The 13,293-nt window shown below is 29.8% G+C and carries 13 protein-coding genes; 11 read left to right on the top strand and 2 right to left on the bottom strand.

Annotated features, from left to right (window positions below; translation table 11 throughout):
• Positions 1–2 precede the first annotated feature (2 nt).
• Together ACZ5B9_RS03200 and ACZ5B9_RS03195 are read right to left on the bottom strand one after the other, a co-directional pair.
• Positions 3–983 carry a KpsF/GutQ family sugar-phosphate isomerase gene (locus ACZ5B9_RS03200; RefSeq protein ID WP_464423331.1) on the bottom strand — a complete coding sequence of 327 codons (981 nt, stop codon included), beginning with the start codon at positions 981–983 and terminating at the stop codon, positions 3–5.
• Between the two features lie 207 nt (positions 984–1,190).
• Positions 1,191–2,534: an ISLre2 family transposase gene (locus ACZ5B9_RS03195; RefSeq protein WP_464422392.1), complete on the bottom strand. Its 1,344-nt coding sequence runs from the start codon at positions 2,532–2,534 to the stop codon at positions 1,191–1,193.
• A gap of 216 nt (positions 2,535–2,750) precedes the next feature.
• Here ACZ5B9_RS03195 and hisS point away from each other — a divergent pair, with 216 nt between their 5' ends.
• The 11 genes from hisS (at position 2,751) to ACZ5B9_RS03140 (ending at position 13,147) form a co-directional block, all read left to right on the top strand.
• Complete coding sequence (gene hisS, locus ACZ5B9_RS03190) at positions 2,751–3,986, top strand: histidine--tRNA ligase (RefSeq protein WP_464423330.1); 1,236 nt, start codon at positions 2,751–2,753, stop codon at positions 3,984–3,986.
• A gap of 26 nt (positions 3,987–4,012) precedes the next feature.
• Positions 4,013–4,600: a DarT ssDNA thymidine ADP-ribosyltransferase family protein gene (locus ACZ5B9_RS03185; protein WP_464423329.1), complete on the top strand. Its 588-nt coding sequence runs from the start codon at positions 4,013–4,015 to the stop codon at positions 4,598–4,600.
• A gap of 11 nt (positions 4,601–4,611) precedes the next feature.
• A complete protein-coding gene (locus ACZ5B9_RS03180) occupies positions 4,612–5,643 on the top strand; it encodes a macro domain-containing protein (protein ID WP_464423328.1) in 1,032 nt (343 codons plus the stop codon).
• Positions 5,644–5,674: 31 nt separating this feature from the next.
• Positions 5,675–7,456 (top strand): aspartate--tRNA ligase, encoded by a 1,782-nt coding sequence (gene aspS, locus ACZ5B9_RS03175; RefSeq protein ID WP_464423327.1) that lies wholly within the window; start codon positions 5,675–5,677, stop codon positions 7,454–7,456.
• A gap of 53 nt (positions 7,457–7,509) precedes the next feature.
• On the top strand, positions 7,510–7,722 hold the full coding sequence (locus ACZ5B9_RS03170; RefSeq protein WP_464423326.1) for a zinc-ribbon domain-containing protein: 213 nt from the start codon (positions 7,510–7,512) through the stop codon (positions 7,720–7,722).
• Between the two features lie 208 nt (positions 7,723–7,930).
• Complete coding sequence (locus tag ACZ5B9_RS03165) at positions 7,931–8,335, top strand: MarR family transcriptional regulator (protein WP_464423325.1); 405 nt, start codon at positions 7,931–7,933, stop codon at positions 8,333–8,335.
• 353 nt (positions 8,336–8,688) lie between these two features.
• Positions 8,689–9,084, top strand: coding sequence for a YbgA family protein (locus ACZ5B9_RS03160; protein ID WP_155282433.1), 396 nt, complete (start codon positions 8,689–8,691; stop codon positions 9,082–9,084).
• Entirely contained in the window at positions 9,068–9,436 is a 369-nt protein-coding gene (locus ACZ5B9_RS03155; protein WP_464423324.1) for a TIGR02328 family protein, read from the top strand. Before ACZ5B9_RS03160 ends, ACZ5B9_RS03155 begins: the two co-directional genes overlap by 17 nt.
• A gap of 231 nt (positions 9,437–9,667) precedes the next feature.
• The gene (locus ACZ5B9_RS03150) at positions 9,668–10,267 is read left to right on the top strand and encodes a peptidylprolyl isomerase (RefSeq protein WP_455037209.1); all 600 of its coding nucleotides are present in this window, start codon (positions 9,668–9,670) and stop codon (positions 10,265–10,267) included.
• Positions 10,268–10,285: 18 nt separating this feature from the next.
• Complete coding sequence (locus ACZ5B9_RS03145) at positions 10,286–11,488, top strand: argininosuccinate synthase (protein ID WP_455037208.1); 1,203 nt, start codon at positions 10,286–10,288, stop codon at positions 11,486–11,488.
• A 315-nt stretch (positions 11,489–11,803) separates the two neighbouring features.
• Positions 11,804–13,147 (top strand): ISLre2 family transposase, encoded by a 1,344-nt coding sequence (locus tag ACZ5B9_RS03140; RefSeq protein ID WP_464422392.1) that lies wholly within the window; start codon positions 11,804–11,806, stop codon positions 13,145–13,147.
• Positions 13,148–13,293: the final 146 nt, after the last annotated feature.

The following is a 13,293-nucleotide window of genomic DNA, read 5'->3' as shown; positions in this document are numbered from 1 at the left end:
CCTTATCTTAATCCTATTAAATCATGTACCCGTATCAAGCCTACAACATTTCCATTTTCTACGACTGGTAATACATTAATCTGGCTTTTTCTATTTTCCATCAGATGAAGCGCATCGAGAGCCATCGCATCCTTTTCAATCGTTACTGGTGTAGAAATCATAATATCAGAGGCAACATAATCAAAAAATTTCTCCTTATGTTCCAATGCACGCCGAATATCTCCTTCTGTTATAATTCCAAGCAGTTTGCCATTTTCAAGTCCTGTGTCCGAAATACACACAGCTCCTAATTTTTTCTTTGTAAGAAGCATTAATACATTCTCAATTTTCTCACCTTCTTTTACAACTGGCAATTCATCTCCAATGTGCATTAAATCTGAAACATGTAATAATAGCCTTTTTCCAAGGCTTCCTCCCGGGTGATATTTGGCAAAGTCGTTCTCTGTAAAATTCTTTAATTTCATAAGGCATACGGCAAGGGCATCTCCTGTTACAAGTGTTGCTGTAGTCGAACTCATCGGAGCCTGCCCTAGCGGACACGCTTCCTTTTCTACTCCAACATTTATCGTAAGTTCTGCATATTTTCCCAACATAGAATCAGGATTTCCAGTAAATGCAACTATTTTTCCTCCAATTTTTTTTATTGGAGCTAAAATGCTTAATACTTCATCAGAATTTCCACTATTTGAAATAGCAATTACCACATCTCCATCACTGATCATTCCCAAATCACCATGAAGTGCTTCTGCTGCGTTTATAAATACTGCTGTTGTACCAGTTGAGGCAAGTGTCGCTGTAATTTTTTTACCAATTATTCCTGACTTTCCAATCCCTGTTACAACAACTTTATTGTTGTTTTTCAATTCTAAAATCATTCGGACTAATTTTTGAAAATCATCTCCTAGCTTGCTTTTTAATTTTTCCAGTTCTGCAATTTCAATATCAAATACATTTTTAGCTTCCTTTAAAATATCTATTTCCATTTTTAGTTCTGCTCCCTTTTTTCAATCAATTTTATTTATTATTCTGCTTTGTTCTTCTTAATTAAAAGTATAACATAATTTATTTGTTTTATCAAAAGGAATATTCACAAAATATTATTTGAATACTTGAAGATAAATTCAAAGACAGAGTAAAAAATATAGGGGCAGTCATTAAATACCACAACAAATCTTTTTTGACTGCTTTTTTTAAAATATTTTACTTTGTGATATTTCTTTCAAAACTTCCCTAATCGGACATTCTCCTCCTCTCAAATATGGCATATTTGTGCTTTTTCCTGTTTCATTAACAATTTCTGGCAAGCATTCCATCTCTATTACCTTTTCTAGTGAACCCATTCTTTTGCCGCTAAAGTACAATTCATACGCCTTTTCCCTATCTTTTCCATAGTTTGCAAAGAAAGTGTGGTATAACGCTCTTGCTTTTATCTTTCTTCTTGAAAATGCTTTTGGCCTGCTTGATAGAAATCTTGAGCATTCGTGGGATACTAGGGCTTCCGTCCTTGAGCCTATGTAGTCCTCCTCCGTATATATTCTTCTTATCTTCTCATACTGATTAAACAGCATCTTCATCTGGTCTTTTCTTCTCTGGCTTACATTCTCCTTTTCCTTGAAATTTTCATAAAAATTCTCAAGTTCTGCAAAGTTATCTTTCTCAAACCACCTGTAAAGATTTTTTGATATTTCCTTGTCCCTTTTAGAAATTTCAGCTATGGCTTTTACTAAATGGAACTTGTCATAGATGTGTATTGGCTTGTAAATTCCAAGTTCTCTTACAAAGCTGTCTATCCATATTCCTCCATCAGAGTTCACAATTAGTTTCTTTTTGTCCATATTGTATCTTTTTTCAAGATAGTTAAGTACATACTCCGACACTTCCTCAAGCGATACGGATGTAGGAAACATTATTGTGTGCTTGTCAATGAGTTTGTTCCTGTCTGTGCAGATTTCCTCAATTCCACGATGTATTACAACCATCCTCATATATGTATTTTTACTTCTTCTACACTTCATATGGTCTTCATCAATCTCCATATATACTGGCGAATTGTTGTCTCTTTCAAATCTTTCAATATCAAGTTTTGGCATTTGAAAAGAATTGACAAGATTATACACGGTAGCCCTTGAAACACCGTAAGTTTTTGCAAGAAATGAAGCTGTAGTATGCTGATATTCAAAAAGTATAGTAAAAATCATCTCCTCAGAAAGCCGTCTATACCGCTTAAGTCCAATTTTCTCATCAATGTAATAGTGAATGCCTGTTTTCTTGTCTACATATTTTCGACGTTCAAAAGTTACATCCCCGAAGGCAGTGGTAACAGTTCTTTTAACAAATCCTTTGCTTTTAAACTTATTTTTTCTTTCGTTAGAATGAAAGAAGTAATCATCAACTCTTTTGACATAAACTCTAAACAGCGTTTCAAAGGCCTTCGAGACAAACAGCTTAAACTGCTGCTCAAACGGAAGTCTGAAAGAAAAAATATTTTTAAAAAAAGTCTTTACAAGTGAAGAAAAATTTGATATTCTAATCATAGAGGGAACCACCTTTCGATAGGATTTAGGGATTATATTGTAACTGGTTTCCTCTTTTTTGTTAATTTGAAATTTAATTAAATTTATTTGCCCCTATATTTTTTACTCTGCCTAAATTCAAAATAAATGTTGATAATAACTTATATTTTTTGATATAATATGAGAAGATAAATTTTTAATTGCTAAAATTGCATGTGATGAAAGGACAAATTAAGAATGATTAGTGTTTTAAAGGGAATGAAAGATAGATATTCTGACGATGTAAAAAAATATGACTTAATTGTTGATACAGCAAAAAATGTATTTGAAAAATATGGATTTGAACGAATTATAACGCCTATTCTGGAAGAAACTGAGCTTTTTAGACGTGGTGTTGGGGATGAAACAGATGTTGTTTCAAAGGAAATGTACGAATTTGTAGATAAAGGTAATAGAAATGTTACGATGCGTCCAGAAGGTACTGCTGGAGTCGTGCGTGCCTATTTGGAAGCTGGTTTCCACAAATCCTCTCCGATTGTAAAATGGTTTTATCATGGTCCAATGTACCGTTACGAAGCCCCACAAAAAGGAAGATTCAGAGAATTTCACCAAATGGGTATTGAAATGTTTGGAGTCTGTTCTGCTTACCTTGATGCAGAAATCATCCGAATGGGATGTGAATTTCTTGAAAAACTTGGAATTAATGGTTTAGTTGTGGAAATAAACAGTCTAGGAAATATTGATTCAAGAAAAAAATACATTGATGATTTAAAAGCATTTATGGAAAAAAGGCTAGATAAACTTAGTGACGACTCAAAACGAAGATACACAACAAATCCTCTAAGAGCCTTGGATTCAAAAGACAAAGGCGATCAGGAACAATTTATCAATGCTCCAAAATTATACGATTATCTTGATGAGGAAAGTAAAAATTATTTTGAAGATACAAAAAAATATCTTGAATTAATGAATATTAATTATGTAGTAAACGACAAACTGGTGCGTGGACTTGACTACTATTCAGACACAGTTTTTGAAATAAAATCTAATAAATTAGGCTCACAGGCAACTGTGCTGGCTGGAGGACGTTACGACAGACTCCTTGAAATACTTGGAAATGCAAAAGTCCCAGGAATAGGCTTTGCCGCTGGAATGGAAAGAATTGCAATGCTTATGGATGAAAATTTAATTGCTAAAGAAGAAAACAAGATTTACGTTATTTATTTTGACGAAACAAAAGAATATTTTGTAAAAATAGTTGAAGAACTACGAAAAAATGGAATAAAAGTCAACTTTGACTACAATCCAAAAAGTTTTGGAGCTCAAATGAAAAAGGCAAACAGAGAAAATGCTGAATTTGTGCTGATTTTAGGAGAAGACGAGCAAAAGGAAAATGTTGTTACGATGAAAAAATTTAGTACTGGAGAGCAGGAAAAATATCGATTGGAAGAAATTATTGAAATAATAAAATAATTTAAATAAAAAAGAAAGGAATGTTTATGTGGATACATCATTTAACACATATAGAAAATTTAAAAAGTATATTGGAAAATGGACTAAAACCTAGAAATGAACTGAAACAAAATGAATTTAAAAATACAGCTAATAATGAAATAATAACTAAAAGAGAAGAATATAAATCATTAAATGATTATATTCCGTTTCATATTAATAAACTCCAAATAACTTATCGAATACCGTATAATTATGTAGTTTGTAAAAATGAAGGAAATGAGAATATGATTTTTTTATCATGCAAAACAGAAAATCTATTTTCTGATGAAATTATATATCAACTTTATCATCCAGTTTCAAATTATAAATGTGAATATGTCAGTAATAATGAAAAAGAATTTATAAAAAAATTGGAAGAAGAAGAAAATAAATTAAAATATGAATATAATTTTAATTATAGTAATCCACGTGTAAAGGAATTTTTAATGTCAGAAATTTTAGTGAAAGGTATTCTTTATTTAGATAATAATTGGAAAATATATGTGTATTCCAATGAAATAAAAAATAAAATAAAAAATCATATAGAAAATAACAAAATCGATGTCCTAGTAAACCCAACTATTTTTTCATAAAGGAGGTTAATATGGAAATTAGAAGAGGAAATATATTTGAAAGCGAGACACAGGCTTTAATAAATCCAGTTAATATAGAAGGAGTTATGGGAAAAGGACTGGCTTATCAATTTAAAATAAAATATCCAGATAATTTTGAAAAATATAAACAAGCCTGTTTAGAAAAAAAAATTGACATTGGAAAAGACTTAATATATACTGAAGAAAAAAATAAAATAATCATTAATTTCCCAACTAAAAGAAGTTGGAGAGAAAATTCAAAAATAGAATATATTGAAGCTGGATTAAAAAAATTAGAAGAATTATTAAGACAATTAGAAATAAAAAGTGTTTCTCTTCCACCAATTGGAGCTGGGAATGGAAAATTAGACTGGAATAATGTTAAAAAGGAAATTGAAAAATTTGATACAAAAGTTTCAAAAGATATTAATATCATTGTTTATGAACCTACTTTAGAAGAAATAGAACTCAATAAAGGACATTATTTAATAACATATACTCTTATTAAATGTAATAAAATGAAATTAAAAAATGAAATTACTGATTTAATATTACAAAAATTAATCTATTTAGGAGATAAAAAAAATTATTTTAAATTTAAAAAAGATTTAAAAGGACCATTTTCAAAGTTAATAAATATACAATATCAGAAATTGAAAGAATACTCTAAAATAAATAATAAGAAACTTACTGAAATTGAAAAAGAATTATTGAAAAGTAAGATAACTGATAGTTTACAGGAAGAAAAAAATAATATAAAAAAAGCTATTAGATTGTATATTAATATGAAAAATTTTTATTTAATATCTTCAAAAGAAAAGGAAAAAATAGAAGATAAAATAGAATTATTGGCAACTATTATTTTTATTTTAAAAAATGAGAGTAGTGGTATAACAATTGAGGAAAGTTATGAAAAACTTAAAAATTGGAATAAAAGAAAGGAAAAGAAATATTCATATGAAGATATAGAAGAAATGTTTATTTTTTTAGAAAAAGAAGAAATTTTAAAAAGAGATATCTTCAATAAATATTTGATTAATTAAAGCGAACAGTAGTAAGAAAGGAATTTTAAAAATGTACAGAAATTATAAATTAAATGAATTAAGAATGGAAAACGTCGGAGAAGAAGTTATCTTATCTGGATGGGTTTCAAAAGTTAGGGATTTGGGGCATTTCACATTCATTGATTTAAGGGATAGATATGGAATTACTCAAATTTTGGTAAATGAAGAAGTTTCAGGAAAAGAGCTTTTTGAAGAAGCTAGAAAATTAAAAAATGAGTGGGTTATAAAAGTTACTGGAAAAGTTGCTGAAAGAAGCAGCAAAAATAAAAATATTCCTACTGGAGATATTGAAGTTGAAGCAAAAAATATTGAAATTTTGAGCCGTTCTAAGCAATTACCGTTTGAAATTGATGAAACAGGAAATCTTAATGAAAATATGCGTCTAACTTACAGATACCTCGATATAAGACGTCCAAAAATGTTAAATAATATTATAAAAAGAAATGATATGCTGTTTTCAATTAGAAAATTTATGAATGAAAATGGATTTTTAGATATTGACACTCCTATTTTAGCGAAAGCCACTCCCGAAGGAGCAAGAGATTTTGTAGTTCCAAGCCGAATAAACAAAGGTGACTTTTACGCTTTGCCACAATCTCCACAGCTATTTAAGCAAATCCTTATGGTATCGGGTGTTGATAAATATTATCAGCTTGCAAAATGTTTTAGAGACGAGGATTTAAGAGCCGACAGACAGCCTGAATTTACACAATTGGACTTGGAAATGTCTTTTATTGAACAGGAAGATATTTTGAATGTAACAGAAGCACTTGCAAAACGAGTATTTAAAGATGTTACAGGCATTGAAATTAATGAAAATTTTGAAAGAATGAGTTATGATGATGCAATGAATTTTTATGGTTCAGATAAGCCTGATTTAAGATTTGACATGAAATTGATTGATTTATCCAAAGAAACACAAAATTGTGGATTTGGAGTATTTGAAAACTCAATAAAAGATGGTGGCAGCATAAAAGCAATTGTTGCTCCAAATGCTGAAAAATTTTCAAGAAAATACATCAAAGATTTAGAAGACTTTGTAAAAACATATTTCAAAGCAAAAGGACTAGCTTATATCAAAATTAATGAAAATGGTGAAATTAATTCTCCAATTGCCAAATTTTTTACAGAAGAAAAATTAACTGAAATGACTCAAAAATTAGGAATCAAAAATAACGAAATCGCTTTAATTTTAGCTGATAAATATAAAATTGTCCACGACGGACTGGGAGCATTAAGACTAAAACTTGGAGAAGAGCTGGAATTAATTAACAAAGATTCTTTCAAATTCCTATGGGTAATTGACTTCCCAATGTTCGAATGGAGCGAAGAGGAAAATAGATATAAGGCTCAACATCATCCATTTACTTCAATAAAACAGGAAGATAGAAAATATCTTGATTCAAATGAACTTGATAAAATAAAGACAGATTCCTACGATATGGTTCTAAACGGTTATGAAATCGGTGGTGGAAGTATCAGAATTCACGAAGAGAAATTACAGGAAAAAGTATTTGAAAAATTGGGGCTTAGCAAAGAAGAACAGCAAGAAAAATTTGGCTTCTTTCTGGAAGTGCTAAAATACGGTGTACCGCCACACGGAGGTCTTGCCTTTGGAATCGACAGATGGCTTATGGCAATGCTAAAAGAAAATTCTATAAAAGAAGTAATCCCATTCCCTAAAACAAATAAAGGACAGGATTTAATGACTGGAGCTCCTGCTGAAATTGAAGAAAATGTACTTGCAGATGATTTAAGATTGAAATTATTAGAAAATGAAAAAGAAGATTAAATCGTACTACAAATAAACATAGATACTTAAACTCGAAAGGAGAATCCTACAAAATGATTATAATATTTGGAACAAAAAATAAAATAAAAAATCTAGGTGTGGTAGGAAGTTATGAATGTTCTCGATGCCACAATGTATCAGATTTACAATTCATAAGCACACAACAATGGTTTACGCTTTTTTGGATACCTGTTTTCCCAATAAGCAAAAAGCAGGAACTTATGCAATGTCCGATTTGTCACCAAGCCTATGAAGTTCCTAAATAACATTACTAATAAATATTTATCCAAAAACTGTTTCAGTACTGTAAATGAAGCAGTTTTTTGTTCCCTAAATATATATTTACTGATTAAGGTTAGATGTCTTTTAATAAAAATTTTTATTTTTTACCTAAAAAATAGAAAAATCAAAGAAAATATGATATAATATTATAGACAAATTATAATAGAAATAAAATCAAGGAGGAAATTTATTATGAAAAAAAGTATGTTTGTATTGTTTATTATGTCTATGGCGGCTTTTGCAGGAGGTACAGAAATAAAAAAAGTACATACTAAAACTGCAAAATTAGAAAAAGATTCATATTGTAATATTCCGAAAGTGTACAGTGATTTTAAAAAAATTAATGAAAAAGATTACCGAGTTGATGTAGATTTTGAAAAATGTGTATTTGATGGGGAAACTTATGAAAATGTAAAAGTTGGCGTGTTAATTCAAAATGTTGAAAAAACTGAAAAATATTTGAAAAAATACAAATACATGCATTTAAAAGCAGGTAAAAACCTAGTTTATAATTCAAATGATAACAGCTACTATTACAATGGTTCTTGGGCATTTAATAATGATAAAACTTATCCAACAGTATTCGATGGTAAATAATTTATAAATAAATTTAGGACGGCAGTTTTATTAAATTGCCGTTTTTGTAATTTTTGAAGTTAGATTTTATAGCAAAACTTCTTTAAAATCAAACTCAAAAGCTATGACTATTTTACTCAAATCCTAAATTTACCAAAATTTTTAGTAGTTCAATTTTAAATGGATTGGAATATACTTAATAAATTATTTTCACGACAAACGCATGAAGATTAGATTAAATTTTTAATACTCGCAAACATAGAAAAAATAGCTATTAAAAAAATTAACTAACGAAAAATTGAAATGAGAACATAGATGAAGTTAATGCTCATATATGATTTGAATATCTTGAAAGAAGGGCTGATGTGAACCACATGAATAAAAAAAAAGAATGCGAAGAGTTATGGGCAAAAAATAAATATTATGTGTTAAGCAAATCGCATAAAGTATACTTGGAAATAAGAAATTATTTGAAAGAAAAAGAAATTGATATTGTATTTATTAATGAAAGAATACAAAAAGTAAGGGATATGAAAGAAAGTAAAAAAGATTTTAGTAATGCAATTCTTCATTTATGGGGATATTTCAAAAAAAAGGCAACGAAGATCGAAAAACAAGGATTATTTAACATACTGGAAGAATATATGGGAGGAAGAAGTAATCAGAAATCGCTAATTGAATATATCAATACTTTACTAAAGAAATATCCAAATAAATATTTGCAAGAATCTACTTTATTAACAGGAGAAAACGATGAGACTATGGCATGAACAAATTATTCATTTATTGCCTAAAAACCAGCTTCTTGGTCAACATAGAGAATGTTGTGCGCTTAGGGGAAATGGATGGAAAAAGAAACATAAAACAGTAGATTATGTGTTTTTATATTCTCCATATTATTTATTTGTTTATCATTCATTGGTTATGGATGAAATGGAAAAAAGAGGGTATAAAGTTTCTAAAGAATGGAGAGATAAGAATTATAGAGGAAAGAAAGCAGAAAATTATAATAATCTTGAAGAAAAAATTATAAATAGCCCAATTTACAAAGAACATGATAATGAATATTTAGTTGAGTGTATCGAAAATTTGCAAAAAAAAGGGATTAAATTAGAACTATAAAAGTTTTGATTGTTTTAACTACTACAACTCATTGTCCTGCAGGGGAGACACAATCTAATGATTCATGTAATAATTTTTAAATAACAAAAACAACTGTGAAAAGAGAATTATTTTAAAATCTTATTCAAAAATCCTCTACAATATGATAAAATGTATTTAGATTTTTAAAGCTAGATTTAAAGCTAATCTTTCTTTAAAACATAAAATATATATTGAAATGAAAGGAGATGTATGATTAAAAGAGTATCATTACTAATGTTATCAATTTTAATGATGATGACTGTTGCTGTGCAATCATACAGTAAAGAGTATAAAATGAAAGTGAAGATTATTACTGCAAAAGGTGATGTTAATATTAATTTATTACCTGACAAATCGCCTGTAACTGTTGCTAATTTTGTAAACTTAGCAAAAAAAGGATATTATGATGGATTGAAATTTCATAGGGTTATTGATAACTTTATGGCACAAGGAGGAGATCCGACTGGAACAGGAATGGGAGGACCAGGATACCGATTTGAAGACGAAGTTAATAATGGACTGAATTTTTCTAAAGCTGGTAAACTAGCTATGGCAAATGCTGGATCAGGAACAAATGGAAGTCAGTTTTTCATTACAACTGTACCAACAGAATGGTTAAACGGTAATCATACAATTTTTGGAGAAGTTGTGTCAGATGCTGATTTAGCTGTTGTAAAAAAATTATCTAATGGAGATATAATGACAAAAGTTGTAGTTGAGGGAGATGTTGACGCTTTCTTAAAAACTCAAAAAACTCGTGTTGACAGCTGGAATAAAACATTAAAACAAAATTTTCCAAATAAATTTTAATTGAAGGGAACAAAAAAAATGGCAAAAGAAAAAGTAGTTTTAGCATATTCAGGTGGACTTGATACATCAATTATAATACCTTGGCTAAAAGAAAATTATGATTTAGAAGTGATTGCATGCTGCGTTGATGTTGGACAGGATGAAGATATGGAAGCTGTAAAAGTAAAAGCTATCGAATCTGGGGCTTCTAAAGTTTATGTAGAAGATAAAAAAGAAGAATTTGTAAAAGATTATGCTTTTCGTGCTTTAAGAGCAGGGGCAGTTTATGAAAATAAATATTTACTGGGAACTTCATTTGCAAGACCATTAATTTCTAAAGCATTGGTGGATGTTGCCCACAAAGAAGGAGCTACGTATATTTGTCACGGATGTACTGGAAAAGGAAATGATCAGGTTAGATTTGAAACTGGCGTATTTTCATTAGATCCAACATTAAAAATTATTGCACCTTGGAGACTTTGGGATATTTCTTCAAGAGAAGATGCAATTGACTATGCACAAAAAAATGATATAAAAATAACTGTAACAAAAGAAAAAATTTACTCAAGAGATCAAAATCTCTGGCATATTTCACACGAAGGCGGAGATATTGAAGGGCTTGAAAATGAACATAAGGAAGATATTGTCTATATGATGACAACTCCACCTGAAAAAGCACCAGACAAGCCAACATACATAGATATTACATTTGAACAAGGCTGGCCAGTAAAAGTTGACGGTGAAGCATTGGAGCCAGTGGAATTATTAAGAAAATTGAATAAAATTGCTGGAGAAAATGGTGTTGGAGTAATTGACATTGTTGAAAATAGATTGGTTGGAATGAAATCAAGAGGAATTTATGAAACACCAGGCGGAACATTGCTGATGGAAGCACTAAAAGAGCTTGAAACTTTAATTTTTGACAAAGATACTTTTGAATTTAAAAAACTTGTTTCTCAAAAATATGCAAGCATAGCTTATTCAGGACAATGGTTTACACCACTTCGTGAAGGGCTTGATGCTTTTGTTGATGAAACTTCTAAAAATGTAAATGGTACAATAAAACTGAAATTATACAAAGGAAGTATAAAAATTGCTGGAAGATTTACTGATTTTGCATTGTATGATGAAGAAATTTCTTCATTTGGTGCAAGTGAACTTTACAGTCACAAAGACGCAGAAGGATTTATAAAATTATTCTCACTTCCAAACAGAATTAGAGCTTATAAAAAACATAAATAAAATTAATTGAAGGATTCCTGAAATAACAATTTTGGGAATTCTTTTTTATTTTCGTAGGATTGTTCATTGCTGAAAATCCTTATCTTGCAGTAAAAGTTTATTAATTTATTTTATTAAAGAAAAATATTTATCATAGATTTCAAATTTTTAAATGGATTGACTATAACTAAAATTTATTACAAATAAGAATTAAAATATATAGTGGCAGAGTAAAAAATATAGGGGCAAATAAATTTAATTAAATTTCAAATTAACAAAAAAGAGGAAACCAGTTACAATATAATCCCTAAATCCTATCGAAAGGTGGTTCCCTCTATGATTAGAATATCAAATTTTTCTTCACTTGTAAAGACTTTTTTTAAAAATATTTTTTCTTTCAGACTTCCGTTTGAGCAGCAGTTTAAGCTGTTTGTCTCGAAGGCCTTTGAAACGCTGTTTAGAGTTTATGTCAAAAGAGTTGATGATTACTTCTTTCATTCTAACGAAAGAAAAAATAAGTTTAAAAGCAAAGGATTTGTTAAAAGAACTGTTACCACTGCCTTCGGGGATGTAACTTTTGAACGTCGAAAATATGTAGACAAGAAAACAGGCATTCACTATTACATTGATGAGAAAATTGGACTTAAGCGGTATAGACGGCTTTCTGAGGAGATGATTTTTACTATACTTTTTGAATATCAGCATACTACAGCTTCATTTCTTGCAAAAACTTACGGTGTTTCAAGGGCTACCGTGTATAATCTTGTCAATTCTTTTCAAATGCCAAAACTTGATATTGAAAGATTTGAAAGAGACAACAATTCGCCAGTATATATGGAGATTGATGAAGACCATATGAAGTGTAGAAGAAGTAAAAATACATATATGAGGATGGTTGTAATACATCGTGGAATTGAGGAAATCTGCACAGACAGGAACAAACTCATTGACAAGCACACAATAATGTTTCCTACATCCGTATCGCTTGAGGAAGTGTCGGAGTATGTACTTAACTATCTTGAAAAAAGATACAATATGGACAAAAAGAAACTAATTGTGAACTCTGATGGAGGAATATGGATAGACAGCTTTGTAAGAGAACTTGGAATTTACAAGCCAATACACATCTATGACAAGTTCCATTTAGTAAAAGCCATAGCTGAAATTTCTAAAAGGGACAAGGAAATATCAAAAAATCTTTACAGGTGGTTTGAGAAAGATAACTTTGCAGAACTTGAGAATTTTTATGAAAATTTCAAGGAAAAGGAGAATGTAAGCCAGAGAAGAAAAGACCAGATGAAGATGCTGTTTAATCAGTATGAGAAGATAAGAAGAATATATACGGAGGAGGACTACATAGGCTCAAGGACGGAAGCCCTAGTATCCCACGAATGCTCAAGATTTCTATCAAGCAGGCCAAAAGCATTTTCAAGAAGAAAGATAAAAGCAAGAGCGTTATACCACACTTTCTTTGCAAACTATGGAAAAGATAGGGAAAAGGCGTATGAATTGTACTTTAGCGGCAAAAGAATGGGTTCACTAGAAAAGGTAATAGAGATGGAATGCTTGCCAGAAATTGTTAATGAAACAGGAAAAAGCACAAATATGCCATATTTGAGAGGAGGAGAATGTCCGATTAGGGAAGTTTTGAAAGAAATATCACAAAGTAAAATATTTTAAAAAAAGCAGTCAAAAAAGATTTGTTGTGGTATTTAATGACTGCCCCTATATTTTTTACTCTGTCATATATAGTTAAAAAATTTACAAAACCAATTTTTTGTAGTACAATATAGAAGAATTGGTTAAAAATAGATAAAATTTGAAAA

The organism is Leptotrichia sp. SK-5 (assembly GCF_055387215.1).
This window is presented reverse-complemented; position numbering and strand designations above follow the sequence as displayed.

Excerpts from the sequence above, each read along its gene's own strand:
- ACZ5B9_RS03200 (WP_464423331.1), bottom strand. The coding sequence starts at position 983 with ATGGAAATAGATATTTTAAAGGAAGCTAAAAATGTATTTGATATTGAA.
- ACZ5B9_RS03160 (WP_155282433.1), top strand. The coding sequence starts at position 8,689 with ATGAATAAAAAAAAAGAATGCGAAGAGTTATGGGCAAAAAATAAATAT.
- ACZ5B9_RS03150 (WP_455037209.1), top strand. The coding sequence starts at position 9,668 with ATGATTAAAAGAGTATCATTACTAATGTTATCAATTTTAATGATGATG.
- ACZ5B9_RS03195 (WP_464422392.1), bottom strand. The coding sequence starts at position 2,534 with ATGATTAGAATATCAAATTTTTCTTCACTTGTAAAGACTTTTTTTAAA.
- ACZ5B9_RS03185 (WP_464423329.1), top strand. The coding sequence starts at position 4,013 with ATGTGGATACATCATTTAACACATATAGAAAATTTAAAAAGTATATTG.
- ACZ5B9_RS03180 (WP_464423328.1), top strand. The coding sequence starts at position 4,612 with ATGGAAATTAGAAGAGGAAATATATTTGAAAGCGAGACACAGGCTTTA.
- ACZ5B9_RS03165 (WP_464423325.1), top strand. The coding sequence starts at position 7,931 with ATGAAAAAAAGTATGTTTGTATTGTTTATTATGTCTATGGCGGCTTTT.
- ACZ5B9_RS03145 (WP_455037208.1), top strand. The coding sequence starts at position 10,286 with ATGGCAAAAGAAAAAGTAGTTTTAGCATATTCAGGTGGACTTGATACA.
- ACZ5B9_RS03155 (WP_464423324.1), top strand. The coding sequence starts at position 9,068 with ATGAGACTATGGCATGAACAAATTATTCATTTATTGCCTAAAAACCAG.
- aspS (WP_464423327.1), top strand. The coding sequence starts at position 5,675 with ATGTACAGAAATTATAAATTAAATGAATTAAGAATGGAAAACGTCGGA.
- ACZ5B9_RS03170 (WP_464423326.1), top strand. The coding sequence starts at position 7,510 with ATGATTATAATATTTGGAACAAAAAATAAAATAAAAAATCTAGGTGTG.
- hisS (WP_464423330.1), top strand. The coding sequence starts at position 2,751 with ATGATTAGTGTTTTAAAGGGAATGAAAGATAGATATTCTGACGATGTA.
- ACZ5B9_RS03140 (WP_464422392.1), top strand. The coding sequence starts at position 11,804 with ATGATTAGAATATCAAATTTTTCTTCACTTGTAAAGACTTTTTTTAAA.